The 26,716-nt window shown below is 49.2% G+C and carries 34 protein-coding genes and 1 pseudogene; 19 read left to right on the forward strand and 16 right to left on the reverse strand.

From position 1 onward, the window contains the following. Positions 1-13: 13 nt before the first annotated feature. Entirely contained in the window at positions 14-445 is a 432-nt protein-coding gene (locus AC5JLP_RS22165) for a M24 family metallopeptidase (protein ID WP_496070160.1), read from the reverse strand. On the opposite strand from AC5JLP_RS22165, the gene AC5JLP_RS22170 reads away from it, so the two are divergent. Beyond that, complete coding sequence (locus AC5JLP_RS22170; RefSeq protein ID WP_496070130.1) at positions 441-602, forward strand: hypothetical protein; 162 nt, start codon at positions 441-443, stop codon at positions 600-602. The two genes, AC5JLP_RS22165 and AC5JLP_RS22170, sit on opposite strands and share 5 nt — an antisense overlap. Positions 603-678: 76 nt before the next feature. Here AC5JLP_RS22170 and AC5JLP_RS22175 read toward each other — a convergent pair whose 3' ends face one another. Further along, entirely contained in the window at positions 679-1,437 is a 759-nt protein-coding gene (locus AC5JLP_RS22175; RefSeq protein WP_496070131.1) for an SDR family NAD(P)-dependent oxidoreductase, read from the reverse strand. Between the two features lie 96 nt (positions 1,438-1,533). On the opposite strand from AC5JLP_RS22175, the gene AC5JLP_RS22180 reads away from it, so the two are divergent. Beyond that, entirely contained in the window at positions 1,534-1,896 is a 363-nt protein-coding gene (locus AC5JLP_RS22180; protein ID WP_496070132.1) for a winged helix-turn-helix transcriptional regulator, read from the forward strand. Positions 1,897-1,904: 8 nt separating this feature from the next. Here AC5JLP_RS22180 and AC5JLP_RS22185 read toward each other — a convergent pair whose 3' ends face one another. Further along, positions 1,905-3,164: a glycosyltransferase gene (locus AC5JLP_RS22185; protein ID WP_496070133.1), complete on the reverse strand. Its 1,260-nt coding sequence runs from the start codon at positions 3,162-3,164 to the stop codon at positions 1,905-1,907. Between AC5JLP_RS22185 and AC5JLP_RS22190 the strand changes: the two genes are divergently transcribed. After that, a complete protein-coding gene (locus AC5JLP_RS22190; protein WP_496070134.1) occupies positions 3,148-3,339 on the forward strand; it encodes a hypothetical protein in 192 nt (63 codons plus the stop codon). The two genes, AC5JLP_RS22185 and AC5JLP_RS22190, sit on opposite strands and share 17 nt — an antisense overlap. 102 nt (positions 3,340-3,441) lie before the next feature. On the opposite strand, the gene AC5JLP_RS22195 is transcribed toward AC5JLP_RS22190, so the two are convergent. Together AC5JLP_RS22195 and AC5JLP_RS22200 are read right to left on the reverse strand one after the other, a co-directional pair. After that, complete coding sequence (locus AC5JLP_RS22195) at positions 3,442-3,975, reverse strand: GrpB family protein (RefSeq protein ID WP_496070135.1); 534 nt, start codon at positions 3,973-3,975, stop codon at positions 3,442-3,444. A 456-nt stretch (positions 3,976-4,431) separates the two neighbouring features. Continuing rightward, entirely contained in the window at positions 4,432-4,788 is a 357-nt protein-coding gene (locus AC5JLP_RS22200) for a winged helix-turn-helix transcriptional regulator (protein ID WP_496070136.1), read from the reverse strand. 168 nt (positions 4,789-4,956) lie between these two features. On the opposite strand from AC5JLP_RS22200, the gene AC5JLP_RS22205 reads away from it, so the two are divergent. Then, entirely contained in the window at positions 4,957-5,532 is a 576-nt protein-coding gene (locus AC5JLP_RS22205; protein ID WP_496070137.1) for a cysteine hydrolase family protein, read from the forward strand. On the opposite strand, the gene AC5JLP_RS22210 is transcribed toward AC5JLP_RS22205, so the two are convergent. Both AC5JLP_RS22210 and AC5JLP_RS22215 read right to left on the reverse strand, forming a co-directional pair. Continuing rightward, entirely contained in the window at positions 5,522-6,034 is a 513-nt protein-coding gene (locus AC5JLP_RS22210; RefSeq protein ID WP_496070161.1) for an HAD-IA family hydrolase, read from the reverse strand. The genes AC5JLP_RS22205 and AC5JLP_RS22210 overlap by 11 nt on opposite strands. 340 nt (positions 6,035-6,374) lie before the next feature. Beyond that, positions 6,375-6,809 carry a DUF6640 family protein gene (locus AC5JLP_RS22215; RefSeq protein ID WP_496070138.1) on the reverse strand — a complete coding sequence of 145 codons (435 nt, stop codon included), beginning with the start codon at positions 6,807-6,809 and terminating at the stop codon, positions 6,375-6,377. 278 nt (positions 6,810-7,087) lie between these two features. On the opposite strand from AC5JLP_RS22215, the gene hxlB reads away from it, so the two are divergent. From hxlB to AC5JLP_RS22240, 5 genes are read left to right on the forward strand one after another with little or no spacing between them, the layout of a single operon-like run. Further along, complete coding sequence (hxlB, locus tag AC5JLP_RS22220) at positions 7,088-7,678, forward strand: 6-phospho-3-hexuloisomerase (protein WP_496070139.1); 591 nt, start codon at positions 7,088-7,090, stop codon at positions 7,676-7,678. A gap of 9 nt (positions 7,679-7,687) precedes the next feature. Then, the gene (hxlA, locus tag AC5JLP_RS22225; RefSeq protein ID WP_496070140.1) at positions 7,688-8,323 is read left to right on the forward strand and encodes a 3-hexulose-6-phosphate synthase; all 636 of its coding nucleotides are present in this window, start codon (positions 7,688-7,690) and stop codon (positions 8,321-8,323) included. Positions 8,324-8,350: 27 nt separating this feature from the next. Next, on the forward strand, positions 8,351-8,896 hold the full coding sequence (locus AC5JLP_RS22230) for a glycine betaine ABC transporter substrate-binding protein (RefSeq protein WP_496070141.1): 546 nt from the start codon (positions 8,351-8,353) through the stop codon (positions 8,894-8,896). A gap of 26 nt (positions 8,897-8,922) precedes the next feature. Further along, positions 8,923-9,177 (forward strand): amidohydrolase family protein, encoded by a 255-nt coding sequence (locus AC5JLP_RS22235; protein ID WP_496070162.1) that lies wholly within the window; start codon positions 8,923-8,925, stop codon positions 9,175-9,177. After that, positions 9,155-10,273 carry an amidohydrolase family protein gene (locus AC5JLP_RS22240; protein WP_496070142.1) on the forward strand — a complete coding sequence of 373 codons (1,119 nt, stop codon included), beginning with the start codon at positions 9,155-9,157 and terminating at the stop codon, positions 10,271-10,273. The genes AC5JLP_RS22235 and AC5JLP_RS22240 overlap by 23 nt, the downstream gene beginning before the upstream one ends. Before the next feature lie 33 nt (positions 10,274-10,306). Here AC5JLP_RS22240 and AC5JLP_RS22245 read toward each other — a convergent pair whose 3' ends face one another. Continuing rightward, entirely contained in the window at positions 10,307-10,672 is a 366-nt protein-coding gene (locus tag AC5JLP_RS22245) for a winged helix-turn-helix transcriptional regulator (protein WP_496070143.1), read from the reverse strand. 129 nt (positions 10,673-10,801) lie between these two features. Between AC5JLP_RS22245 and AC5JLP_RS22250 the strand changes: the two genes are divergently transcribed. Then, entirely contained in the window at positions 10,802-11,110 is a 309-nt protein-coding gene (locus tag AC5JLP_RS22250) for a hypothetical protein (protein WP_496070144.1), read from the forward strand. A gap of 115 nt (positions 11,111-11,225) precedes the next feature. Here AC5JLP_RS22250 and AC5JLP_RS22255 read toward each other — a convergent pair whose 3' ends face one another. After that, a complete protein-coding gene (locus AC5JLP_RS22255; RefSeq protein WP_496070145.1) occupies positions 11,226-12,071 on the reverse strand; it encodes an alpha/beta fold hydrolase in 846 nt (281 codons plus the stop codon). Beyond that, positions 12,071-12,667 carry a TetR/AcrR family transcriptional regulator gene (locus tag AC5JLP_RS22260; protein WP_496070146.1) on the reverse strand — a complete coding sequence of 199 codons (597 nt, stop codon included), beginning with the start codon at positions 12,665-12,667 and terminating at the stop codon, positions 12,071-12,073. The genes AC5JLP_RS22255 and AC5JLP_RS22260 overlap by 1 nt, the downstream gene beginning before the upstream one ends. A 353-nt stretch (positions 12,668-13,020) precedes the next feature. Between AC5JLP_RS22260 and AC5JLP_RS22265 the strand changes: the two genes are divergently transcribed. Further along, entirely contained in the window at positions 13,021-13,617 is a 597-nt protein-coding gene (locus AC5JLP_RS22265) for a glutathione S-transferase family protein (protein WP_496070147.1), read from the forward strand. 91 nt (positions 13,618-13,708) lie between these two features. Here the strand turns inward: AC5JLP_RS22265 and AC5JLP_RS22270 are convergent, their stop codons facing one another. The 4 genes from AC5JLP_RS22270 to AC5JLP_RS22285 form a co-directional block, all read right to left on the reverse strand. After that, positions 13,709-14,701: an NAD-dependent epimerase/dehydratase family protein gene (locus tag AC5JLP_RS22270; RefSeq protein WP_496070148.1), complete on the reverse strand. Its 993-nt coding sequence runs from the start codon at positions 14,699-14,701 to the stop codon at positions 13,709-13,711. 114 nt (positions 14,702-14,815) lie between these two features. After that, complete coding sequence (locus tag AC5JLP_RS22275) at positions 14,816-15,415, reverse strand: TetR/AcrR family transcriptional regulator (protein WP_496070149.1); 600 nt, start codon at positions 15,413-15,415, stop codon at positions 14,816-14,818. A 33-nt stretch (positions 15,416-15,448) separates the two neighbouring features. Then, on the reverse strand, positions 15,449-15,952 hold the full coding sequence (locus AC5JLP_RS22280) for a hypothetical protein (RefSeq protein ID WP_496070150.1): 504 nt from the start codon (positions 15,950-15,952) through the stop codon (positions 15,449-15,451). 138 nt (positions 15,953-16,090) lie between these two features. Continuing rightward, the gene (locus tag AC5JLP_RS22285) at positions 16,091-16,411 is read right to left on the reverse strand and encodes a hypothetical protein (protein WP_496070151.1); all 321 of its coding nucleotides are present in this window, start codon (positions 16,409-16,411) and stop codon (positions 16,091-16,093) included. A gap of 217 nt (positions 16,412-16,628) precedes the next feature. On the opposite strand from AC5JLP_RS22285, the gene AC5JLP_RS22290 reads away from it, so the two are divergent. Continuing rightward, on the forward strand, positions 16,629-17,894 hold the full coding sequence (locus tag AC5JLP_RS22290) for a sensor histidine kinase (RefSeq protein ID WP_496070152.1): 1,266 nt from the start codon (positions 16,629-16,631) through the stop codon (positions 17,892-17,894). A 2-nt stretch (positions 17,895-17,896) separates the two neighbouring features. Further along, a complete protein-coding gene (locus tag AC5JLP_RS22295) occupies positions 17,897-18,556 on the forward strand; it encodes a response regulator (RefSeq protein ID WP_496070153.1) in 660 nt (219 codons plus the stop codon). On the opposite strand, the gene AC5JLP_RS22300 is transcribed toward AC5JLP_RS22295, so the two are convergent. Both AC5JLP_RS22300 and AC5JLP_RS22305 read right to left on the reverse strand, forming a co-directional pair. Next, positions 18,517-20,031: a hypothetical protein gene (locus AC5JLP_RS22300; protein ID WP_496070154.1), complete on the reverse strand. Its 1,515-nt coding sequence runs from the start codon at positions 20,029-20,031 to the stop codon at positions 18,517-18,519. The two genes, AC5JLP_RS22295 and AC5JLP_RS22300, sit on opposite strands and share 40 nt — an antisense overlap. A 149-nt stretch (positions 20,032-20,180) precedes the next feature. Next, positions 20,181-21,155, reverse strand: a complete 975-nt coding sequence (locus tag AC5JLP_RS22305) for a Uma2 family endonuclease (RefSeq protein WP_496070155.1) — start codon at positions 21,153-21,155, stop codon at positions 20,181-20,183. Between the two features lie 168 nt (positions 21,156-21,323). Between AC5JLP_RS22305 and AC5JLP_RS22310 the strand changes: the two genes are divergently transcribed. From AC5JLP_RS22310 to AC5JLP_RS22335, 6 genes and pseudogenes are all read left to right on the forward strand, one after another. After that, positions 21,324-23,057: an IS1096 element passenger TnpR family protein gene (locus AC5JLP_RS22310; protein WP_496070156.1), complete on the forward strand. Its 1,734-nt coding sequence runs from the start codon at positions 21,324-21,326 to the stop codon at positions 23,055-23,057. Between the two features lie 473 nt (positions 23,058-23,530). Beyond that, positions 23,531-24,220, forward strand: coding sequence for an AAA family ATPase (locus AC5JLP_RS22315; protein WP_496070157.1), 690 nt, complete (start codon positions 23,531-23,533; stop codon positions 24,218-24,220). Continuing rightward, positions 24,217-25,197, forward strand: coding sequence for a ParB/RepB/Spo0J family partition protein (locus AC5JLP_RS22320; protein ID WP_496070158.1), 981 nt, complete (start codon positions 24,217-24,219; stop codon positions 25,195-25,197). The genes AC5JLP_RS22315 and AC5JLP_RS22320 overlap by 4 nt, the downstream gene beginning before the upstream one ends. Positions 25,198-25,282: 85 nt before the next feature. Then, a complete protein-coding gene (locus AC5JLP_RS22325) occupies positions 25,283-25,450 on the forward strand; it encodes a DUF1016 N-terminal domain-containing protein (protein ID WP_496070159.1) in 168 nt (55 codons plus the stop codon). A gap of 12 nt (positions 25,451-25,462) precedes the next feature. Further along, a pseudogene (locus AC5JLP_RS22330) lies at positions 25,463-25,726 on the forward strand (DUF1016 N-terminal domain-containing protein); the annotation flags it as partial. Beyond that, positions 25,703-26,347 (forward strand): PDDEXK nuclease domain-containing protein, encoded by a 645-nt coding sequence (locus tag AC5JLP_RS22335; RefSeq protein WP_496070163.1) that lies wholly within the window; start codon positions 25,703-25,705, stop codon positions 26,345-26,347. The pseudogene AC5JLP_RS22330 and the gene AC5JLP_RS22335, both read left to right, overlap by 24 nt. The last annotated feature ends 369 nt before the right edge of the window (positions 26,348-26,716 follow it).

Consider the following 26,716-nt stretch of genomic DNA (forward strand, 5'->3'; position numbering starts at 1 on the left):
CAGCACTAATCATTCACATCAAAATATCTTCGTAGAAGCCTCCAAAGGGTTTATCAGGATGCCTAATCTGAATCTCTAACACCCAAACTTTAGGAGACGGATGGAACGGAACTGCTGCTAGTTTCCCAGAGTGATAAGCTGTGTGTGGAAAATCCGCTAAACGATGACCATCCATTTTCAAATTCAGCATCCACCCTAGTTCTTGAGCAGTTTGTGCCGCAAATTCGTAAAGCTCTTGACCATTGATTGATTCGGTTCTCCACTTCTCTGATACTAAATCAAAAATTCGTCTAGTATCAAGAGCGCAGCGCTCTAGCTCAGGATTAGAACCCGTCACAAACGTATGTCCTGCATCTCCTTCGTAACCATTCCAGACAGGTGCGATGTCAACGAAGTAAATGTCATCTTCACCAAGTTGAATTCTGGGTTCTGGTGTAGAAGTGATTGCTGAAACTGGCGTTAGTGCTGTTCAAGCTCGTGAAAAGGCTGAAGATGCCATCTTACAGATTCAAGGTGCGCTCATGCTGGCGCGGAGTCTCAAAAATACCGAACCCTTCCAGCGAATCCTAAAACGCTTACCTGATGAGCTTTTAGATTCCTAGCAAGCACTCTTCTATCCAACTTCTACAACGACTCAGAAGCAGAATGAATGCGAAGGGTGATTGCCTTCTTTGTTGGTTAATTGCGTCCGGCTGTGACCCCACCATCAACGGGTAAAACAACTCCTGTAATCCAACCAGAAGAGGAGTCATCCGCTAGAAATAGAACCGCCTCTGTGATGTCCTGAGCTTGCCCATTCCGACCGATTGGGTGAAAGGCATTGAACGCCGCTAACTGTTCAGGAGTTAGCAATGGCTCAAAGAGTGGGGTTTCAACCACAGCAGGGGCGATCGCGTTGACTCGGATGTTCTCTGGTGCAAATTCGATCGCCAGACTACGAGTCAGCGCATGAACACCACCCTTCGCTGTGGAAGACCCGCTGCATGGTGTGGCAGCGATCGCATGATTTGCCCACATTGAACCAATGTTGACGATCGCTCCTCCCCCACGTTGACGCATTTGCGAGACAGCCGCTTGTGACATCAGAAAATAGCCACGTAAGAGATTCAGATAGTCATTGAGATCTGCCTCAGTATGATCCAGAAACGGTTTTGGTTGAAAGATACCTGCGTTGTTAAACAGCACATCCACACCGCCAAATCGTTCAACGGCAAGTGCTGTGATTCGCTGACTGGTTTCGGGCTGTCCAACATCGCCCACTACATAGGCAACTGTTTCTCCAGAAGCGTCGATCGCGGCTGCGGTCTGAGCCAACTTATCTTCCCGCCGCCCATTCAGAACAACCTTAGCCCCAGCCTGATGAAAGGCTTGAGCCGCATCTGCACCAATGCCTGTGCCACCACCTGTAATCACAACAACTTTGTGCTCTAAACTCATGGGTTCTCCCTGCTTGTATGCTGGTTGTGATTCAAAGCATAGAGAGCGCGACAGGCTCCCGCAAGCGGGCACAATTTTGTTAGGCAGGGTACTTTTATGAAAGAAATGCGGTCTTCTCAGGAAAAACAAAGTTCGTCTATTCCAGATGTTGCAGAAGTTGTAGAGGCTGTTTTCGGCTGTAAGTGGTCGCTGCGGATTCTGGGGCTGATTCGTGCAGGAGTTTGTCGCCCTGGCGCGATCGAGCGTGAATTAGAGGGCTTGACCCCTAAAGTGCAAAACTACTACTTTCGCCGCATGGTCAGCCTGGGCATCTTGGAACGAATTGTCTACCCTGCTGTTCCGCCCCACGTTGAATACCAGTTGACAGTATTTGGACAACGGTTCATGCCAATCTTGGATGAGATCGAAGCCTTACAGCGTGAACTTGAAGCGCAGAGTGAAAGTCAAACGGGTACATGAGCAGACAGTCATCGTCCCATTCTCTCTATGACAGCAACGGCATTGGCAATTCCATCTTCCGCTTGGATCTTCGCCCCGAATTTCGCTGCTCGCTGACGCATCGATTGGTCGGTTACAGCCGTTTGAATCGCCTGGGTCAGTCGTTCGACGGTCAGTTGCCTGCGGGGAATTGGTTTGGTGCCAACGCCCAATGCGGCAATCCGTTGCCCCCAAAAGCCCTGATCGCCAAAGAATGGAGTCACGATCGCCGGCACTCCGGCTCTCAGACCGGCGGCTGTTGTTCCTGCACCGCCATGATGTACCACCGCTGCAACCCGTGGGAAGAGCCAGGCATGGGGAATAGAATCCACTAGATAAACGCGATTCGGCAAGTTTTCTGGTCGCAGACCACCCCAACCAGAAAGCAAAATGGCGCGTTGTTGCGATTGCTCGATCGCCCTCAAAATCAAATCAGCCGTTTTCTCTGGAGCTTGACTGCCCATACTACCAAATCCGATATACACAGGCGGTGAGCCATTTTCGAGAAACTCTATCAGGGCATCAGGTGGAGTCCAATTCGGTGCTGCGTCTAAAAACCAGTAGCCCGTGACCTGAGTATTCTGCCAATCCGAGGGTTTGGGAATCACCGAGGGGCTGAACCCGTAGAGAACAGGGTAGCGGCGAAGATACGGGGAGTGGTAGGGACCTAACAGGGGGGCTGCGGGCAAGTTCAGGATTTGCTTGCGGGCGAGTGTGTCTCCGGTTCGAGACCCCTGCCAGAGGAGTTGGCGAACCAATTGATGGGACAGCCAATTGACAGATCCACCAAATCGGGCAATTAATTGGGGAAACAAGACACCGGGAAAGGCTTTCGTGGGAGTGAAGGGAAAGACATAGGCTTGCAGCAAGGGAATGTCTAACTTCTCAGCCAGGGCAACACCCAAGTTTAAGCCGCCAACGCCTACTATCAACAAATCCATGCCTTGACAAGCAACTAAGCCTGCTTGTGCCCATCGAATGGCTGCCTGTTGAGTTTCTTTTGCCATACGAGCGGTAATCTCTAGAAAATTCCCTCTCGCAAGCAGGTCACGCATCTCCTGGGTTTCAATCAGTTCTTGGACATTGCCCTGCATTGAGCAAAACTCTAGGTTATGAGAATTCACCAGCCCTGCATAGTTTTCATGCGTCAATAAACGCACAGCATGACCCGCCGCGTGTAATCCTTTTCCCAAAGCAATGTAAGGCTGAACATCACCTTGGGTTCCCAGGGCGATGATGGCAATTCGCATAACGGTTGCTCCTGTTTTACCTGATCTTGGGAACTGGTTTGATGGCAATGGGAAGCATTCTAGCCAGACAGAGTCAGAGTATCCAGAGCAGATCACAAAAATGATTCTGAAAACGTTGGGAGTTACCGATGTAACTGCTCATGCGATCGCACTCAAAGTTCTAGAGCCACTGTAAGTTGAGCCAGCTAACGACCCGCTTCACCCGCCGCGAGTAACCTTTCGTTCTTAACCAACCAACTAGATACGGTCGGTGTGCAAGCGGATTATTAGGTTTCTGTCACATACCTCTTTGTGAAGTTCGCCACTCCGCCGCCTTTTTATCCATTTCTTTGATAAATCCATCTTTTCCGTCCATATACCCCTCAATACCAGTCGGGTACTTCTTGGCGAGTTCTTGCTTCAATTCACTGTATTGCTGCGCGTCTTCAGCATGAATTCTCATATAGTCGCGAAATGCCAAATGACGCTCTACCTGGGCTGAATTAACCTCGAACGCATGAATATGATGTGTTCTAATTCCAGCTTCATTATCCTTGCGAAAAAAACGACGACCTAGAATTCCAAACTCACCCATGACCTCATACCCTAATGTTTGCAGCGCTGCATCTCGCTCATCCACTTTTGCGATCTCTCTGACCTCAACCAACATATCGATAATTGGTTTTGCATGAATGTTTGGAATCGCCGTACTGCCAATATGATGAACAGCCACTACATTATCACCCAACGCAGCCGCAATTTGTTTCGATTCATTCTCGAATGCGCTGCACCAGTTTGGGTTATGCGGAACAACTTCTACTCTCCTAGCCATAGCTCACAATCATTGTAATATTCATCATGAAGAATCATACAGCTAGGCTATCCGGTTCTATGCACCCTACAAATAAGTTCTAAGAACGGCTCTCACTAATTACCCAAGAAACCTAACAATTAATAGACGGAATCATTCTGCCTAAGATCCCATAGAAGGTGAATAGACGGAAACTTTCTGCCTAAGATCCCAATTCGGCGTTTAGGCAGAATTCTTCAGCAGAATACTCTGCTAGAGATGTTTAGGCAAGTACTTTCCGCATATCTTCCGATTCACTACGGAGATAAGCAGATGTACTATTGGATGCACGGTACATCTCTCTAGCTCACTTCTTATGCAGCCGCGTCCGAAGAATAGGATGGGAGGAGCGATCGCCACCCCTTCTACAAATTCGCAATCCCTCGCTTGAGTGCCACGAGAACGGCTTGAGTGCGATCGCTCACATTTTAGATGCAATCAAGGTTTACTAACCTCCTTCCACCAATCTGCTTTCTGCTCAATCACACCCAAGTACTGCTCGCTCCAACTCAGCATGACCCGTAAAACTGGTTCTAAGCCCAGTCCCAACTCAGTTAGGGAGTATTCTACTTTGGGAGGAACTTCCGCATACACCTTTCTCTGCACAATACCAGACTGTTCTAGCTCTCGTAACTGCATAGTCAGCATCCGCTCCGTCACTCCCGGAAGCTGCTGTCTCAATTTTCCATAGCGTTTAGTTCCCTGAAACAAGAGCGTGAGAATTGGCAGCTTCCACTTGCCCCCCACAACATCGACAAGGGCTTCTACCGGACACATGTATTGTTTCTGCGGCATAGAGTCGGGTTCCAACGATACTTTTTAATAGTTTCCAACTCTATTGTACGTACTTGAACTATTGAAATGATTCGCTCATACTCATGCTATCGAAGCAACTGCAAGATGGAGCCATAAGCTATTTTCAGCCTCAAGTGCAAACTCAAGAAAGCGATACAGGACGAACTTATGATAGGAACTGACGTGAAACAGGGCTTGATTCTCGTTGACATTCAAAATGATTACTTTCCGGGTGGACACTTTGAACTTGTTGATATCGAATCAGCGGCAGAAAACGCTGGGAAACTGCTACAGAGATTTCGAGATCAACAATCAGCGATCGTTCATATACAGCACATCTCGAAACAACCGGGAGCAACATTTTTCTTGCCAGATACAAAAGGGGCTGAAATTCATGAAAGTGTTACTCCCAAACCAAACGAAATGGTTGTGGTGAAACACTTTCCGAATAGTTTTAGAGACACCCATCTACTCCAGCACCTCAAAGACGTTGAAGTTGAGGAAGTGGTCATTTGTGGTGCAATGAGTCACATGTGCATTGATGCCACAACCCGCGCTGCCTTCGATTTTGGATTGCAGTGCATCGTCATTCAGGATGCTTGTGCCACGCGAGACCTGGAGTTTGAGGATCAAATAGTCAAAGCTGCCGAGGTTCATGCGGCTTTTATGGCGGCACTCGCAATGCCTTATGCGAACGTTATCTCTACCGTTGAGTTTGAACGTGTTCAGAATGTTACATTTTAGCTACTTGGATAATTAAGCCGTTTTCTGATTGAGAATTATCTTTGGAGATTTGTACGTCAATAATGTGTCTTGCAATGATGTTGGCATTTGTAAGATCTGTTGTGGAGTGGGTAGTAGCAATAGCAATAACTTGCATACCAGCATTGAGCGCTGACTGTATCCCTGCTGGTGCATCCTCTACTACAACACATTCGCTAGCAGCTATTCCCAATTGACTAGCTGCCAACAAGTATGGCTCTGGATCTGGTTTACCCCGTGCGACATCGTTTGCTGTGACAAGAACATTTGGCATTGGTAAGCCTGTGTGGTTAATTCGAGTTGTTGCAGTATCCCTGGTTCCTGAAGTGGCGATCGCCCATAGATGAGATGGGAGCGAACGTAGCAGTTGGGCTGCTCCCTCAATTTCAACCACACCATTTGTATCAAAAGCCTCGTCTGCTTCTAACTGGGCTGCCTCTATTACAGAATCAAGATAAGGTGTAACGAGACGAACGGTTTCTATGGTTCACCTTCCATGCGCTGCGTCCAAAACTTTCTCTAAATTAAGGTTGTACTTAGCTGCCCATAGTCGCCAGTGATGCTCGATACAGGCTGTGGAATCTACAAGCACGCCATCAAGATCAAATATTACGGCACTACACTTTAATTGAGTCACTCAATATTACCTCCTGTGTGTCAGAGTGCTTAACCTAACAACAAAATTTAATCACGAGATTTACGACCCGATTGACTTTCCATATAAAACATTCAGCGATCAGCAGGACACTCCCTTCTACAAATTCGCAATCCCTCGCTTGAGTGCCACTAGAACGGCTTGAGTGTGGGTGAACGAGTCACTGCACCTAAAGTTGATTGGATGATGTGCGATCGCGTTGAGAGAACCAATAGCCGAGCAGGGCGATCGTGATGACCAACATAAAAATGTAAACGTTGCTGGGAACTCCGAATAGATGCGGAATCTCCTTGCCCTGATCTTCTAGAGCAACAGTGGGAACCAGCATAGCAGGGAAAAATGCGCCCCAATATACCAGGGGCACAAACGTGGCAAATAGAAAGCTGAGTTTATGCTGCCTGGTCGCAGGACTCCAGAGGAGCCAGAGGGCGATCGCCGCCCATGCCATTTGTCCAATTACAGTGGCACTGCCGTGGAATCGAGCGTGAGGAGACCAACCCGCACTGAAGGTATGCTCTGCATTGAAGTCTGCTAGCACAGGTAGGAAACCTGTACAAAAGCCTGATAGTGACAAAAGAACTCGACCAATTCGACGATTTTGCATTGATCAATCTCTGAGAAAAAAAGGTGAAAGGGGGAGGGCGAAAGGGCGATCGCACCTAACTTTATTTGTTAAAGCTGTAAATAGACTCCATTATTTCAATGCAATCAGCGAGGGAAGATCGGCACGTTAGTTCAGAACTTATCAAAGGAGTAGGGGAACTGAAGAATAGAACCGTCCCCTACTCTTCGTAACTTCTTGTCTAAAATGTCGATCGTGCCTGGTTCTCATCTCAAGCATGGGTAACACTGACCTCAGTTAAGTCACGAGTCAGTAGCCCTATGGTTTCTTCGAGCACGAATCCAGCGACCATTCAAACGGCGCTCAGTCAGGCGATCACCCTAGTATTGGCGGAAGACCGGCAGGTTTTGGAGACAGTGAGTTACTCGGCGATCGCTCAACTAGCGGATGCCATTCTCACTGCTCAACAGATCTTTGTCACGGGTGAAGGGCGCAGTGGTTTAGTGATTCGGATGGTAGCAATGCGATTGATGCATCTGGGGCTGCATGTGTATGTAGTTGGTGAAACGACAACGCCATCGATTCAACCGGGGGATTTATTGATTGCCTGTTCCGGGTCTGGCAGTACTGGAAATGTGTTAGCGATCGCCACGAAAGCGAGAGAAATTGGGGCAACGGTGGTCGCCGTAACCACGCAACCCGCTTCCCCTCTGGCAACTACAGCGAATCTCGTAATCAAAATTGATGCGGCGGCAAAACAGGATCACAGCCAGCATCAGTCTCAACAATTTGCAGGCTCGCTATTTGAACAAACCACTCTACTGCTGTTTGATGCGCTATTCCATGTGCTATCTCACAGCCTGAATAGGAGTGCAGAAACCCTGTGGGCATTACATACAAATCTTGAATGAGGTATTCCGATGAAAATTCAAGTGTCTGTTGATTTGTTATCGCTAGAGCAAGCCATGAATTTGCTTCAGGAGGTTGCGCCTTTTATTGACATCATTGAAGCGGGCACTCCGTTGATTAAGCAGGAAGGCTTGAAAACGATCGCAACCTTTAAGCAACAGTTTCCAGACAAGCTGATCTTTGCAGACATGAAGACGATGGATGCAGGAGAGCTGGAAGCAGAAATGGCATTCAAGGCGGGAGCAGATTTTACGACTGTTTTAGCGGCATCGAGCGATGGCACAATCGCAGGCGCAGTGGCGGCGGCTCGGAAATACAACAAATATGTGACAGCAGATATGATTGCTGTGCATGAGCCAGTGAAGCGAGCACAGGAATTAGAGAAACTGGGAGTAAATTACCTGGAGGTACATTGCGGTTTGGATGATCAGGCGCAACATTTGTGTGCCTCTACGGTTGATGCACTCACGTCCCTCCGGGAGGCTACCTCGTTGGCACTGTCGGCGGCGGGGGGAATTAATGAAACGACCATTGGGCAAGTTGCGGCATCGGGAGCAGATGTGGCAGCGGTGGGTGCAGCCATTTACGCTGCCAAGTCGCCGGGAGAGGCTGCCCGCCGGATTCGTGAACAACTTCAACTTGTATAAAGCGCAATTAAGTTGGATCTATTACCTATGAAGCGCAAACAGTTTGTCACTGCCCTCGCTGTTGGTTTACCTATGAGTACCATTCTGACCCATCACAGCCTGTCTCAAACTGCGGCTCGTCCACAGACGATCGTGTTGGGGCAAGTCGGTTTGTCGTTTTACCAGGTAAAGGCGGCACTGATTCAAATTCTCCTGGAACGTCTCAGTTATGGGGTGACGGTGCGAGAAGGTCCGCACGAGCAAATTTTTCCGCTATTAGGAACGGGTGAAGTGGATCTGTTGGTGGCGGCTTGGTTGCCGGAAGCCCACGCGAATTACTGGAATGCGGTTAAATATCAAGCGGTACAGCTAGCAACGCTGTATGAAAACGCCTATTTCTTTTGGGGCGTACCCGACTACGTGCCGGAAGCAGCCGTGCGATCGATCGCAGATCTAGCAAAACCCGACGTTGCTGCACAGATGACGAAAACCATTCAGGGTATTGGAGCTGGAGCCACTATTAGCGTCGTCTCCCAACAAGCGATCATTAATTATGGGTTGGATCACTCAACCGCGCGGCTCTCAAAGCGGTAGGTTACACCAAAGACACACCTCAACCCATTGCCGGAGAAATTCAGCATGACAGCAACGGCAATCCCACCGGAATGCTAATTGCCCGTCCGAATGCCATGATTCTCTATGCAACCTTGGCAAAAGGACCCAAACTGCCCTACGAGTATCAGGTTAATTCCACTCGCCACTTTATGCGGGAAATGAATCGCTTGGGCATTACCAGCGCGATCGATGCTGGCGGCGGTTTTCAGAACTATCCCGACGACTATCAGGTGATTGATGACCTACACAAACAGGGTTAAGTTAACGGTTCGCGTTGCCTACAATTTGTTTACTCAGCGACCGAAACAGGAACGAGAAGACTTCGCCGAGTGGATCACGATGACTAAACCGGGCAACGGCGACGACCTGTACCGAATGAATGGGGCAGGGGAAATGCTGGTCTTTTCTGCCGCTGACTTTGAGGACTTTCTGGAACCCCGTCCCAACTTGGCAGATTCGCTAGAGGCAGAACTGAAGAGCGTCGTATCACTGCTGGCAGCAAATCGTTGGGCATTCCGATTACATGCTACTTATGACGAGTCGATCGATCGCTTTCTCAATGTATTCGAGGATGTGAATCGAGAGATTCCGTTTAATGGTTTTCACTGGTTCTTTGATCACGCTGAAACGATTAGCGATCGCAACATTGAACGAGTCAAAGCGTTAGGCGGCGGCATTGCTGTGCAACATCGGATGGCATTTCAGGGTGATTACTTCATTGATCGCTATGGTAAGCAAGCCGCTGAACGTACTCCTCCAATCGCTCGGATGCTAGAGCTGGATGTTCCCGTTGGAGCTGGAAGCGATGCAACCCGTGTCGCATCCTACAATCCCTTTGTCTCTCTCTACTGGATGGTGAGCGGTAAAACGGTGGGGGGTACTGCGCTATATCCCGCAGCTAATCGGCTCGATCGCATGGCAGCACTACGCCTCTACACGGTGGGCAGCAGTTGGTTCTCGTCCGAGGAAGGCAAGAAAGGGGCGATTGCTCCCGGTCAACTTGCAGACTTAGCCGTCCTCTCCGAAGATTTCTTCTCAATTCCAGCCGAGCGAATTAAAGGGTTGGAGTCGGTGATGACGATCGTGGGTGGCAGGGTTGTTTATGCCGCCAAAGAGTTCAAAGACCTTGACCCACCTTCTACTCCTGTGTTGCCGGAGTGGTCGCCTGTTGCAACCTATGGTGGTTACTACTCTGCTCCAGCGGTTCCTGCCGCGGCAAAAGCAATTCACCTATGCACTGCCTTGTGCAATCACTTTCACAGAGCTACTTGTCGAACGGCATCCTCAACGCTCAGCACGGCTGGCTCCTTATCAAACTTTTGGGGCGGTATTGGCTGTGATTGCTTTGCGTTCTAGGAATGCTCTCTCAAAATTGTTGAGTGGTCTAACTTATACATGCTCAGCCAACTCCTTTCGCTCCAAAATCGCCCGTACTTCGGTTTCATGATCTCGACTCCAGGTGACTAAGATATCAATCACTGGAGCCAGCGTCTGGCCAAACTCCGAGAGTCGATATTCAACTTTCGGCGGCATAACTGCATACATCGTTCGAGTGATTAAACCATCCCGTTCCAACTCCCGTAACTGTTGGGCGAGCATTTTGTGAGTGATGCTGGGCATCTCCCGTTGGAATTCGCTGTAGCGTAAAACCGTGTAGAGGTGCAGTTTCCAAAGAATGCGCGGTTTCCACTTTCCCGACATCAGAGCGATCGCAGCATCCACCGGGCATAGCGTATAGCGTTCTTTTGAGGTCATTCCATACTTTCCTTTTCGAGAGTATCTACCGAAAAAGTACATTATTGACGCAATGATAGCAGACGCCTACAGTGAGATTGTGAGTCCGGGCTTCACTTCGAGCAAGGAACTACATTGTGGAGTAAAGGAATGAGCAAGTTTTTTGTCTACACTGAAGTGCAATTTTCTGTACCGTTTGATCGAGCTCCGTGGCGTGAACTCAACCCGGTTTTGAAAGCCCAAAAAGGTCTTCAGAACAAAACCTGGTTGAGCGGTGTGCAAAACAACTCGGTCGGTGGCTTTTATGAATTCGATTCGCTTGAAAACGCTCAAGCGTTTGCCTACGACTACTTTCCCACAGAGGCAAAGAAAATTGGGGCAGCTTTCACAACTCGAATTTTCGATGGCAACGTCACTGAAGAAGCCAGTCGTTTCTTGAACTCGCCGCACTATAACTAACTTTTGCGACTCCCAACTTTTGGGGCTGGTGAGTTGCCAACACTCGGTAGATTCATCGTCCTCCTCTGCTGAAGATGATGAATCTACGTTCAGCGACTTGTGAGGTTGTGCCACGCTAACTCGCTAGAAACTGGAGCACTGAGCGATTAAATTCATCGGCATACTCTAAATAGGGCAAGTGTCCACACCGATCGAACACCTGCAATTTAGCATTCGGAATGCCCTTCGCTGCCACTTCAGCATGACTGACGGGAAAGGCTCGATCCTGTTTGCCCCATACAATCAGCGTGGGTGATTGAATCTCAGCTAGGCGATCGCGCACAGTTCGTAAAAACTCTGACTTAATCCCGAAGACGTTTCCCATCGTCCGAAAGGTGCGAGTCTGAAATTGCAAAATCTCAGATGATATATTCCGCAGTACCAGATCCATAAATTCGCTGTTATTTAAGTAAGGGTCTGGATCATAAACACATTGCTGCATCATAAATCTCGCGGCACCAGGGCTGGGATGATTCAGCAGTTCTCCCATGATCGGCAGTGAGGTCAGTCGTGCTGGAAATGCAACTTCCTTGCCCAAACCGCCCACGCCAATCAAAACTAGCTTATCCACCCGCTCAGGCACTGCCAACGCTATCTTCAGGGCAATTGCACCACCGATAGAACCCGCAATGAGAGACGCACGGGATAAGCCGACTGCATCCATAAAGTGAACAATGAATTGACTCAGATCCTGAATCGTGTACGTTGTTTGAGGCTTGTCAGATTTGCCAGAGCCGACCCAATCAAGCGCGTAAACCTGATGGTGCTGTGCCAGGGTAAAGACATTTTTGTACCAGTAGTCGATCGCCCCTGCTTGACCATGAATCAATAACACGGGCGCACCCTGCTCACCCAATGCCCAGTAACGGGTCTTAACTCCATCCACTTGAATATACTGATCCATCGGCATTTCAATCGTCATTATTCACCTCGCTCTTGTCGGATGTATTGGATGGCCTTGATCAAGGCATTGATCATCACGTCGTAGCTTTCCTCCGTTGATGGCTCTAGGGTGAGCAACCCGGCTTGCTCGGTCGCTACAAATCCATAGAAAGCGGCGTTTAACATTCGCATTGCATGAATGGTTTCTTGCTGGGTGAAACTGTAAGGCTGGAGGACTCGCCGATAAAAGGTCAGGATGCTTTGAACAATGGGCACACACTCTGGATCGGTCGGGTGTAGAGGCATTGCCGTCATGACGTTGTAGAGTGCAGGTTGCGATCGAGCAAAATTCCGAGCCGTATGCGCCACCGTTTTCAGCAGGGCAGCAGCATCGCTTATGCCCTCAATTGACTGACAGCACAATGCTAAGAATCGCCGCCAAAGTTCCAGCGCCACGAGTCGCCGTAAGACTGCCCCGCTCTCGACATGTTTGTAAATCGATGGGGGTGTGATTCCCAACTCTCGCGCCACCCGGTTCACGCCCAAAGCCGCCTCTCCATCGGTCTCCACACAGGCGATCGCGGCGGCAATGATGTCGCGTTGAGTTAGAGATTTTTCTTTGATTGGACGACCCACGGCAAACTCAGGTTAGCTAACACTATTTACTAAAAGCGAATAGTATTAGCTTTGTCAAGTATTTCCTCGACTTTTCCATGAGGTTGGCTCACCAAGCACTCTCTAGGTATCGAGCGATCGCGCATCACACGGAGTTGGTAATCACTGCACCCACTAGTCTGCAATAGTAGCGTTGCCTACCACCCGCTACAGATAACCTCTGCATCATAACTGACCAGATCTCAGCGGTCGGTGCATGGCGTTGTCAGACTGCTTGGCTGGTAACGTTATCTCGCACTATCCAGTATGACAACAGAATTGCAGAATGATTTAATGAGGGCAGTTGCATCAATAGAGTGAGGGAAATTAGTTGAATGCTAAAGCTGTATGACTTTGCATTATCTGGAAATTGTTATAAAGCCCGTCTGATGCTTTCGTTGCTGAACCTAGAGCATAAGATTATATCCCTAGACCTCAAAAGTAGCGAGCATAAATCGTTAGAGTTCTTGAGACTGAATTTATTTGGTCAAGTTCCAGTGTTAGTTGATGAAAATACTATGATCCGGGAGTCGCAGGCGATTCTAGTGTATCTAGCACGTTGCTATGGTGGAAATAGCTGGTTGCCAAGTGAAGCAGAACCCATGAGTTTGGTAATGCAATGGCTCTTTACAGCAGCTCACGATATTCAACAAGGACTTGCAGCAGCACGAGCTTATCATCTGGTTGGTCGGCAATTAGATATTGAGACGGCAACACAACGATCTCATACAATCCTGACAGCTATTAACCAACATCTAGCACGGCGACAATGGTTGGAATTGAATTGCCCAACGATCGCAGATATCGCTTGCTTCCCTTACATTGCCCTAGCTGCTGACGGGAAAATCGCTTTAGACAATTATGCAAACGTGACAGCTTGGCTCGCTCGTATAAAACAGCTACCGGGCTACGTGGAACTGCTAAGCCTATAGAAGCACAGCAACCCTGCTGTGTGTTGCCTCAAGGATGAATCTACAGCTAAGTTCCACCTATTTGCTTCAGCGAGTTTGGGCGATCGCCCCTTCACGAATTAAAGCTGAACTGTCTTGATCGCACCCCTTTCAACTCGGCTAGACCCTGTTCACGACTAATGATCGCCGTATATCTCAACTCCTCACGGGCTTTCTGATCGCTAAACGTGAATCCTTGACCAATCAAGCGCACCATTGTCCGGGTCAGCGGTGGCACTCCAGCCCGATGAGTTAGCTTCCAAATGGTTTCCAGCAGTCCCGCCGCGTTCCAAGCGAAGCCATAAGGCACACTCAAGTTTCCGGGAGCCACTCCTGCGATCGCCAAAAGTTGAGTCACCCATTCTCGAAACTGCACCTGCTCATCGTCTCCTAGAAAATAAGCTTTTCCCCCGGAACTGCGTTCTGCTGCCAGAATCGCTCCATGACAGACATTACGAACATGCGTAGTGACATAGGGATAGTTGCCGCCATCAATCCAGACAAACTGTTTTTGCTTCACTGCCGCTACCAGTTGTGGAACCGCATGGTCGCCCTTGCCCCAGATCCAGGCAGGACGCACCACGGATGTGACAAAGCCCGGAGCGTTGGCAGCAATCACGCGTTGTTCTGCGATCGCTTTGGTTGCAATGTAGGGCAAAGGGGATGCGGTTTGCAGTGGCAATGCCTCATCCGCGTTCAGCACCGACCCAGGATGCATTACCACTGCCGATGCCCCAATTTGAACAAACCGCCTCACTCCTGCCGTTTTTGCCACCGCGATCGTCCGCTCAGTGCCCAGTACATTCGCCTCGTAAAACGCCTCATAGGTTCCCCAACCGCTGAGAAAGCCTGCAACATGGAACACGGTTTCACAGCCCTGCATTCCTTCAGCCATAGGCACCTCATCCAGTAAATCTCCTCGTACAACCGTTGCTCCTAATCCTGCCACTCGTTCAGCGGCTCGCTCTGAACGGGCAAGTGCCCTCACCTCGTACCCCTGCTCCTGCAATAGGGAAATCATGTGCTGCCCCACAAACCCTGACCCACCTGTGACAAATGCCTTCATGTTGCCCTCCCTCAAACGAATTACAAAAACTGTAATCTGTAACTACTTGCCTAAACCATAGCGTACCTACTCTAATGTGACAAGTGACAATCTATGAAAATTGTCATAAAAGGATTAGATGCAGCCAGACTTAAGCGCTACAAGGAGGAGCTGAATCACTGTGCTTGCCTGCTCCTCAGTTGCTTGGTTGATCGCTTCGGCAATCATCAGCGGGTGATGAAACTTGAGTGTGGCATCCTGAATCGCCCCTGCCGCACGATCGAGGTCAGCAATCTGAAACTCCTGCAATTGAACGCCATCCGCTAGAATTTGTTTGAGAATACTGTGAAGCCTCTGAAGATGATGTTCAACCACGATGCGATCTTTAAGCAGAATGGCGCTGAATGCTTCAAACAGTTCCCGATCGTCTAGCAATTTTGCCCGTTTAATTCGATGTAGCTCCAATACGTAGGCTGTGAGTCGGTCTGTGGCAGTCGTGGGTTGTTGAGCGATCGTTTGTAGCGCCTGCTCAACTCCACTGAGCCATTGCTCGGTCACGGCATCAATCACTGCCGCCTTGTCTTTGAAGAATCGGTAGACATTGGCATGAGACATACCACAAGCACGAGCGATCTCACTCACGGTCGTGCGGGCATAGCCGTAGCGCCGCAAGTGGCTCTCTGCCGTTGCCAAAATCAGTTCGCGCGTAGCTTGAGACGTTTGTTCAGCTTCCAAAGTTAAAATGAGGGGTTTTGCCAAGATGACGACTTACTTATTCTGACAAATGTTGAAATGCACTGACTTCCCTTTAATCTGCGGCGGAATCTGCCAGACAGCTTCTATCTTGATTGGCGATCGGGGGTTCTTCGAATCAGAATCGGCAAAGCGCAGGAACCGTCGCTGATTGCGATCGGGCACAATCACTTTGTTGCCCTTCAAAACAGCCAAACTCCAATTCACTTCTAAAATTTCTCGGTCAATCTGATAGTCAGCAACAACTTTAAATTGATCACCTTTAACGAACGCTTTGAACATATGGGTAGACGTTGCCCCCCACACCACCCGCTCACCTGTAGGAACTGCCCAGGGTGAATCTGCCAAGAATGGATTCGTCGGCACGGGTAAGCCAGAGGATGCCGCAGTTTGGGCAATAGATGGGTTCTCTGAAGATGCCGAAGTCTGAGCAATAACGGGAGGAAATTTCGCTGCGTTCGTACAACTTAGTAACCCTAAAGCGATCGCAGATAGGAAGAAAAGAAGGGGCTTCATCATTAGTTTTAACCAATTGATAACTGCATGGCGAATGAGTTAGCCCAATGGAATTAGCGTTACTTAGGAATAACGCATCCAGTTGAAACTAACTCATCCTGTTGGAACTAACGCATTCGGTAAGCCGATCGCCTCAGCCGACTAGCGTCGAAGATTCACATTGGGATTTGCATTAACGTTAGGGTTGGCATCGAAATCGGGATTGACGTTAGGATTGCTAACATTGGGATTTGGATTGGGATTGGGGTTGGGGTTCACGTTCGGGTTTGGGTTGCGAGTCGGGTTGATCCGAGGATTGGGATTGACATTTGGGTTTGGATTGCGAGCCGGATTGCCAATATTCACATTGGGATTTGCATCGACATTTGGATTACGGGGTGTGTAGGTTTCTCGTGCAGATGCAGCCGCCACATTGAGAGCGAACACACAACCAATCAGAGACGTAGATAAAAGAAATTTCATGGCATAACTCCTTGATTTAGGTGCTAAGAACTCGTAACTCATTCAAGGTATCAAGGTGGCTAAAACTTACCCAGTGTCGTTACTCATCAGGCATTAGGCACTGATTCATGACTTTTTGTGAGTCTTGTCATGGTAGATCAAGCATCTGCTCCCTCGTTGGATAGAGAGCAGCGTGTTAGGTTGAACTCAATGTGAGAATGACGCGAGAGTAACGACGATGCGAGTTGTGCCACTGAATCGGCTATTTCACTCTCATGAATCCGTTGAACCTGGAATTGTATGGGGGTTTCGGCTGATTGTAGGTGTGCAATGGCTGTTGCTGGGGTTGTTTCTCGTAGTGACAGCACACAGGTCTACCCTTCAATCTAATTACTCAGCGATCGCAGCCTGGTTGCAATCAACCGTTTTGTTAATTTACCTGTCGTCGCGCTGGTCACAGCGGCAGTTAGGCGAAGTTTATCTACCGATCGCAATTGTCATTGCCACACTCGAACCTCTGCTGAGTCAAGCGATCGCCACTCACTTGAACCTGCAAGCTGGATTGTCACCCGATGCAGCATTGGTCAATCCGCGACGGCTCTATATCCAACTGTTGCTACCTCTGCTGTTCATCTGTATGCAGTATGGATACCGGGCATTAGTTAGCTTTATCCTGGGCACGGGCGCAACCACTCTCCTGCTGGCACACTGGCTCGACCCAGCGCAGGGCACAATTTTTAGCAGTATGAGCAGTCATGTCATTGACCGCACCATGACGTTTACCCTGGCAGGAGTGGCGATCATTCTGCTATCTAAAGTGCAGCGCCAGCAGCGGCGGGAATTGATGCAGAAAAATGCTCAACTGGCTGACTACGCAACCACATTAGAAGCGTTAACCACCAGCCGGGAACGCAATCGGTTAGCGCGGGAATTGCACGATACCTTAGCCCATACCTTGAGTGCATTGAGCGTGCAGCTAAAAGCATTAGAGGTGTTATTCGATCAAGATCCTCAGGCAGCCCACGCATTGCTCAAGCAAACTCAAGAATTAACTCGTGCCGGACTGCAAGACTCCCGCCGTGCTTTACAGGCTTTACGCGCCAGCTCAGTTGAAGCACTCGGTTTAGTTGGGGCGTTGCGAAAATTGGTGGAGCAAGCAGCCGCGCGATCGTCCCTGAACGCGATCCTCGATTTACCAGATTCGTTGATTGGCTTAAATCCAGCCCTGGAACAGCAGCTTTACCGCATTGCTGAAGAAGCTGTTAACAATGTCGTGCGCCATGCCCATGCTAGTCAGGTTAGTGTGGCTCTCCGTCAGCACGATCATCATTTAATTCTGGAAATTATTGATGATGGTATGGGCTTCAATCCAGACAAACCGCTTCCCAAAGGTCATTATGGACTCACAGGGATGCAGGAGCGATCGCGGCTAATCAACGGTCGGCTAGAGATTCGCAGTTCGCCGCAACAGGGCACAATGGTATGGCTTCAGGTTGAGGTGTGAAGATGATTCGAGTGTTAATTGTCGATGACCAGACGATCGTGTGCGAAGGACTCAAAGTTGTCCTCAATGCGGCGGCGACGATCGAGACGATTGGCACGGCGCAGAACGGCGAACAGGCAGTCTCGCTAGTGAAATCGCTTCAGCCCGATCTGGTACTGATGGATTTGAAAATGCCAGTTGTGGATGGCGTTAGCGCAACTCGTGCGATCAAAGCTCAACATCCTCACCTGCCCATCCTGATTCTCACCACTTACGATCAGGATGAATGGGTGGTGGATGCGATTCGCGCTGGAGCCTCTGGCTATCTCTTGAAAGACACGAACAGCGAAGACATCATCGCCGCGATCGAAGGCACGATCGCCGGAAAAACCCATATTGATCCACTGGTAGCAGGCAAACTGTTCAACGTTGTCCGGCATGGAGCGCCACCCAGCGTCACTTTTGTCGAGCTACTGACCCAGCGAGAGCGCCAGGTGTTGAGTTTACTTGCTAGTGGTTTGACCAATGCCGCGATCGCTGATCGACTCAACCTCTCCGAAGGTACAATTCGCAATCATGTCACCAGCATTCTGGCAAAACTGGAGGTATCGGATCGGGCACAAGCTACGGCGATCGCGTGGCGTTATGGTCTAGTTGGCATGGATTTTGATTCAGTAAATTGATCGGAGTGGGTAATCACAGTTATCCACACGCTCGTTAAGTCATAAAACTGTCCACGCTGCTCCACTACAAACTCGTCGCTCAACAGCACTCCTAACCAAGTATTGAGTAACGGCATTTGCATTGCCTGCACCAGTTCCAGGAGAGGTAATGACGATTGGTGTTCCTGCATCCACTGAGCGATCATCCCTCCCCAGGCTGAGACATCTTCCTCGTGTGCCAACGCCAAAGCTCCGTTGAAGATTTCTGATTCTGTTAACTCTGGTTCTTGGCTCATCTGCTCATCTAACACTTGTAGCACAGCCGCTTGATTTAACTCCCCGACGACGGAATTTCCTTCCCTAATCTTTTGTCGCTCCGAGTGCTTTCTGGGTAGCGTTGCCAGAGGTTCAATAAACTGCTCTAAATCCACCTCTATCGTTTGGCGGACATACTGATTAAATACATCCTCTGCTAGTATCACGCCACGCTCCGCGACGGCTTCCAACTCCTCAAACGCCAGCTCTGCAAACTGAGCAAACTGCAACACAATCTGGGAGATGCCCTCAGCCGCCACCTCTAATGCTTGTACAGGAAGAAGGTCACGCTGTTGTAAACTGGTTTCCAACTCCCACCACAGCGGGTCAAGGTCTAACGTGACTTCAGGTTCTGATTCCCCCTCGCTCGTCTGTTCTGTCTGTCCCAACCAGGATAAGCACGATTCGAGGGACCGTTGCACTTTCCGAGCAAACCAGCGAATACTGTAGCGCGATTGAAGCAACGCGAGCACTTGACCCAGGTAGGCATGAATTTGAGACGGCAGCAGCCCGCGACAGTCGAGCAATGGTGTACCGCTCTCTGGCGTTGCCCCTCTCCACACTGCTGTCTTGAGCGCAATAACAGCAGTAGTCTCTGGTTGACGATAAATCTCCAGCACGGCTGAGTGACTATCAGTCACCCCAGGTAAGTCAATCTTAATCTCGCGATGACGGGGCGATCGTTGCTTTGCAGCCTTTAATTCCTGCCACGATCGCGGTAACTGCTGCACGACACCTGCAAACTTATCAATGCCATAGTCCTGCTGTAGCACCAACCGCATAGCCTCAATGTAAGCCTCGATTTGTTTCGGTAATAATCCCAAACAGTAGACTGGCTGAACGGTTGCCAGTTTAGTTTTTCCCTGCCGCACCTCAGCCGCAATGCCATCAATTGGAGCGTTGTAGCGAGTCGCCCGATAGACAATTAACTGAGCAGTCGGTTGAGTTTCAGCTTTGGCACCGTTAGTTTCCGATGAGGTCTCATGCCGTCTTTGTCTGCGAGTTTGATTGCGCAGGTTACGATGCCGCGCATAGGATCGGCGACTGCGGCACACCTTAGTGACATAGCACCCATCGCCTGCTGCTCCATGAAGCGATCGTACCTCCGCCATCGAGAGCAGAGCACAGCGGACGCACTTGTCTGGAATTTTCTTAGACTGTAGCGTTAAAGCCTTCGGCATCTCAAAAACGCGCGACGTGGTCGTTCGCGCAGCTGATACTGATACCGTCTCTGAGCTATTTTTGATCTGATCGTGCCGTTGAGTCATTAGGTCAAATAGGGTTGGGGCATTCTCCTAAGTCACTCATTGCTTGAGTAGCAGGTTCCAATTCAATCCAGAGAACGGAGCGATTGGGTTTGGGATTCCGACAGATTCAATATCTGAGCCACTTGCTCCAGTTCCATTCCAGTTGCTAGCAGATTCTGAGCCGCTTGCAGTAGTTGAGTTTGAGCTTGTTCAAATTGCTGCTGGGCTTGCTCTCGAGTTAGCCGTTCTTGTTCTTTTGCCTGTCGCTCTTGCTCAGTGTCTGTCAACAGCCAGTGTCCGTCCTGATCACACCAGCGCAACCAGGCGGCGGTCACCCCTTCAAACTCTCCTTGCCAGATGCCCAAGCCAATCTCTAAGTCTGTCAGCCATACCAATGGTGGTTCTGAACTAAGTGTTTGCTCCCCATACTGCCCCCCCTCTAGCTTGAAATAGCGCAAGCGTTGGGTGAAACGGTTGTAGACAAAGTAATGCGGTACGCGCAACCGCGTTTCATACACCTCGAACTTTCCTGGTGGTTTTGCCTTCGTTGCCTCGTTGTCCTCGTTTGAAGCGACAGCACTAGATACAGAGGTAGTTGCCTCACTCTCGGAACCATCAACCGTTCCATCGTAGAATCGCCCTAAATCTTCGGCTTCCGTTCCCGGTGACAAAAACTCCACAACCACAGTAGGCGGATTGCCCTCCTGCCACAGCACATAGCTGCGGCGTAAATCTCGCTGCTCGTACAAGCGCGGCACATCGACCACCAGAAACCAATCTGGGCGCTTGTGCCACAACGGATGCCGCACATTGTAGTAAAGGTTAAGGTCAGAAGCAGTGAAGCAATTCTCCCGGCTGTAGCCCGTCAAACTGAGGGTACGGCTTAAGAGTTGGGGTTGGAGGTCGTGGAATTCGTCGGGCAAACCAGGCTCCTCCGGGTCTTCACTCGGCAGATCATACATCGTCGGCAACACGTCTCTGGGCGATCGCGGTGGGTCGTGCTGCTCAATGTGAATGATCCCATCAATCACATTGAGTTTGGGTGGAACTGAAACCATTGCCATTTGTCCCAACAAGTTCACAGCCCCCATTTTACCGCCCTTTCAGATTTGGTGCTCATCCACTCCACTAATTTCGTCTTACATTTGTATATTCCAGCTAATAGTAATTAACCGGAATATGATGCAGGCGGTATTGTAGGAGAGAGACGCAGCGCACACCTTGAAATGGCGATCGCTCAACACTGCTGGACGCTCAAGCGTTTCTCCTCACACTCTTCACTCGACTCCATGCACCCTCGTAAAACCATTCCTGATCCTATTATCGTGCCACTTCAGTCCTTTCCTAGACAGGCTGAAGCAGTGGGTTCTAACCAGTTAAGTGAGCCGACGGAGTTAAGAAGCTTGCGGGTTGAGGAATTCTTGCAGGCGCGCTCGCTGGCTCCGAAGAGTCAGAAGGCGTACCGACAAGACTTACAGTCTTTTCTCCACTGGACTGACGCGGCGTGGGCAGCAGTCACACCGCGTCAAGTAGCTCAGTTTAAGGCGCATCTTCTGCGGCAGGAGGAAGGCACAACCCAGCGAGTGCTCTCTGATGCCACCGTTAGACGCGTTTTGGGGACGTTGAAGAACTTTTATGGCTGGCTGGTGCGATCGCGCTATGTCAGCATTGACCCCACAACTGAAGTTGCTTTGCCGAAGTTAGCGGAGCCAGAGGCACAGAATTTAACGGAGACTGAAGTGGAGCAGATTGTGCAGGCAGCAGCAGTTAGTTCATTACCAGAGCGGAACTTGGCGCTCATTTTTGTGCTCCTGCATGGACTGCGGGCTGAAGAGGTATCGCGACTGAATCTGGCGGATTATGATGGGCGGCGCTTGCATATCTGCGAAGCGAAGGCAGACAGTAAAGGCTTTGTGCCTTTGTCACCACAGGGAAAGGCAGTGTTAGAACAGTATTTACAGTGGCGGGCACTGACGAGCGAGGAACTGTCGTCGGCATGTCCACTGTTTGCCTCCCATTCTCGACGTAATCGCTGGCAGCGGTTAGGGTATGACGGCATTCGCAAGGTGATGGCAGCGCTGGCTAAGCAAACGGGGATTGTGTTTCATGCCCATCAGTTTCGCCACACCTTTGCTACGGATCTAGTATTGAAGGGGATGAATCCCTATCATGTGATGACGTTGACGCGCCATCGATCAGTGCAGAACTTTCGACGCTATACCAAGGCAGCGGATCAAGCGGCAGCAGAGGCAGCGTTTGATGCCGTGATGGGAACAAGCAGTGCGATCGCTTCCGGCCAAGACCAGATTGTGCTGTCTACTCAAACGGCACAACCCGAATTGGCTATGACCGGAACAGCCAGTGAAGTGGTGGCGCGTGAAGCATTCGAGAAGCGTCCAACCGTGTCAGCCTCCGCTTTGTCCGTCTCGTCCAGCGCCGCCGCCCAGTCGGCAACAGTTTATCAACTGAAGGTCGTCCTAGAAGACATTCGTCCAGCGCTCTGGCGTAGATTTCAAGTGCTTGGTAATACAACTTTAGCTCAGCTCCATCAGGTTTTGCAGATCACAATGGGCTGGGAAGATTACCATCTGCATCGCTTTTCGTTGAGTGAGGATGAGAGCCTGTGCTTAGACCAGCTTAGCCTGGATGAATCGTGCACATTCTCCTACGTCTATGATTTTGGTGATGAGTGGGTGCATCAAATTACAGTCGAAAAGCTGACACCGCTGCAGACCGAACAGCCCCATCTCACTTGTTTGGCAGGAAAACGAGCCTGCCCGCCAGAAGATTGTGGTGGTAGTTGGGGTTATACAGCGTTGCTAAAAACTCTACAGAATCCACGTCATCCAGAATACTCGGAGCGCAAGGAGTGGATCGGACGTGAGTTCAATCCTGAAATGTTTAACCTGAATGAGGTCAGTAAGCAGTTGGAACCGCTTGCTAATCCTTCTTCCCCTTAAACAGCATCTCATCTACTACTGCTACTTCAAGCGGCATCCACTGAGGCTATTCAAAAGACAAGTGAGGGGCTCCGTTACCGTTATCAGAGTTGCATGTAAAACTTTGTAACTACATTCTTTTGGTTCGCCTAGTTGTTTCAACCCATGAAAGGCTGATCAACTCTTATTTAAACGATATGGAGCCAGATACAAGTCACTTTCTGCCACTCTCTTGAAATTCGTAGCCAATGATGGCTGAAGCACCATTACCGTTGTACAAGCTGCTTTTACTACCAACGTAATAGAAATTTGACCGCTTTGTTCCTGTGAAGAAACGTTTTCAAGAGAATTAACAAACCGCTATTCTGTTATCGCAGACTTTTACAAACTACTGCAACTTCTATTCAGCCTAACCAAAACGTTTTGGTTAGTTTTGTGCTTCATCCTACTAAATCAGTGATAACATCAAACCATAAGACTTGGTTATTTAACCCATGCCTAGATTAAAGCCTCGGGAAGCTGCAAGCCTTCCTGCTAAACTACCCAAAATTTTGGCATTTACGAACCAGAAAGGAGGGGCTGGCAAATCGACGGGGGCAGTTCACGCTGCTGATTGGTTTACGCAAAAAGGCTACTCTACGCTTTTAGTTGATGCGGATGGGCAGCAAAGTTCATCGAACTGGCTCAAAGAATTAGGGCTACCTTGCAAAGTCATCAGCGACCCAGAGGAGTTATTTGATGAACTCCCCAAGCTAAGTGACCACTATGACATTGTGATCATTGATGGACCTGGCAATGCTAGTGAGGTGACTAAGGCTGTCCTCATTCGTTCAAACCTGGTTTTGATTCCATGCCGAGATTCCATGATTGACCTTGCGAGCACTGGCAAGATTGTGCAATTTGTGCGTCAAGCGAGAGAGATCCGTGGGGGATTACCATCCGCAGCGGTGTATTTAAATGCAGTAAAAGACAATACGATTCTACTGCGAGAAGCCCAGGAAGCTCTGCAAGGAGGCGTTCTACCTCTATTAAACACCGTGCTTCCAGATCGACAATGTATCAAGGATGCACCAGGACAGGGTAGTACGGTGTTTCGAATGAAAGGATCGTCCCCTAAATCCGCTGCAAATGCCTACACAAAGCTTTTGATAGAAGCGTTGAAATTATTTGAGTCTGAATCATGACAACACGACGCAAGTTGAAGGATGCAATCGCAGGCAATGAAGAATTGAGCTTTGTCTTCGGTCAAGCAGCGACACAGAAAATCACTCAGGTGGCTGAAGAAACGAAGGAACAACTGATCTTATGCCAAGACATTCTTTGCACATTCACTTTTGTTCCTGATGGTAAGCCAGTCCGACATTACTACGATCCAGAGGAATTAGACCAGTGGGCTTGGAACGATATCAAGCCAAATGGCATTCGATCGCCACTCTGGGTGCGCCCCCACTCCCATCAATCTGGCAAGTATGAACTGGTTGCCGGACTACGCCGATTCAAAGCAGCCGGAATTATTGAGCTTGAGACTGTTCCAGCCAAGGTGTTCGATTGGGACGATCGCACTGCCTTTCATGCGGCCATATCAGAAAATTCCAACCGCCGAGACTTCAGTGCTTTAGAGGAATTAGACAATACCTTACGCCTACTCGAAATTCAGTTAGGATATAGCGCCGAAGAAGTCGTCAGTCTGCTCTATCGCATGAACAATGCCGCCAAAGGAACAACTAACCAAAACGTTTTGGTTAGCCACGAAGCAGAACTCGTCAAACAAATCTTTGATGCCTTTGGACGAATCACCTGGCAATCTTTTGTCGCAACACGACTGCCTCTGCTGAAAAAACCACAGGAGATCCTGGATGGGATTCGCCAAGGAAAAATTCATTATACTAAAGGAATTTTAATTGCCAGTCTCAAAGATACAGAAACCAGACAGCAACTGCTGACAGAAGTTGTTGGCAATGCTCTCAGCCTGTCTGAAATTAAGCAACGGCTTAAAGCTCTTAACAACCAATCGAAGCTAGCCGAACCAGTAACGCTTCAGCAGCGGTTAACCCAGACAATTCAATTAGCCAAAAAAGATAAGACGCTGTGGAGTAACCCAGACAAAACTCAACAGCTAGAACATCTGCTCGCGCAACTAGAGGCGATGATTACCTACTGACTCTAGAACAAGGAATGTGATCACTGTTGGCTCTCTAGAGACCGTCTTCCTGAGAGTTTCCAACCCGTTTAAGCCTGCTCGCTATATGACTAATTTGTTCCACCCTGAAGACTATGAAACATTTCTGCACGGGCTGAAAGAGCGCATTCGGACTGCTCAAGTACGAGCTGCGCTTGCAGTCAATCGGGAATTGACGCTGCTGTATTGGCAGATTGGGCAGGATATTTTACTGCGGCAGCAGCAGCAGGGTTAGGGGGCAAAAGTAGTCACAAAGCTTGCTAAAGATTTGCAGAAGGAGTTTCCAGCAATCAAAGGCTTTTCCCGAACGAATCTTCTTTATATGCGAGCGCTTGCAGAAGCATATCCAGATGAAGCAATCGTCCAGCAGGTTGCTGGACAAATTCCATGGTTCCATAACTGCACGTTGCTGGACAAAGTAAAAGATCCACAAGAGCGCCTATGGTACATCCAAAAAACAATTCAGCAAGGCTGGAGTCGCAGCGTTTTGATTCATCAACTTGAGCGCGGAGTATACCAGCGCCAGGGAGAGGCAATGACGAACTTCCAGAAGACCTTGCCTCAGCCACAATCAGATTTAGCCCAACAGGTGCTGCGTGATCCCTATAACTTTGATTTTCTCAGCTTAGGCAAAGAAGCACAAGAGCGGGAGCTAGAAAATGCGTTGGTTAAGCATATTCGAGAATTTTTACTGGAGCTAGGAGTAGGATTTGCCTTTATCGGTAGTCAGTTTCCCATTCAAGTCAGTGGCAAGGAATACAGATTGGACTTGCTGTTCTATCATTTCCGCCTGCACTGCTTTGTGGTGATTGACCTCAAGACCGTCGAGTTTGAACCAGAGTTCTCTGGCAAAATGAACTTCTATGTTTCTGCCGTCGATGATTTGATGCGGAATCCTCAAGATAATCCGACGATCGGAATTGTTTTGTGCAAAACACAGGACAACACAATCGTTGAGTATGCTCTGCGGGATGTGAACAAACCGATCGGGGTCTCGACGTATCAGCTTCGAGATGCTTTGCCAGAGTCTTTGAAAGGTAATTTACCGACGATCGAGGAGTTAGAGACGCAGTTAAATGTTTTGACCGTTGAGTTAGAGGAAGGTATCGATATGGGAAATATAACCAACTAAAATAGTTAGGCGCTTAGGTTGTGTCGCAAAAACTGGTCAGTGGTAGGGTAGGTAAGCCCAGACCCGCCTAACTCCTCTCCAATGTCTACTCCTACTCTATTCAAGTGGCGGCACTTTTTGCCTGACATCATCCTGCTGTACATAGAGAATACACTTCTTAAGTAGGGAATACGCTTCTTGAGTGGGGTAAAGGTTCTCGCTAACTAAAAACTGGCTAGGACCCGCCAAGCATACTACCGCCGATCCCAAACGCTTCCCTGCCCCGGAACAGTTTAATCTGATTCTCCCGCACAATAACAACTCGATTTGTTTTAATTAGGACTTACGCACAAGCCATTTTGAGCGATGGATGTTTGAGTTGTTGACACA

The sequence above is a fragment of the Stenomitos rutilans genome, from assembly GCF_059505485.1.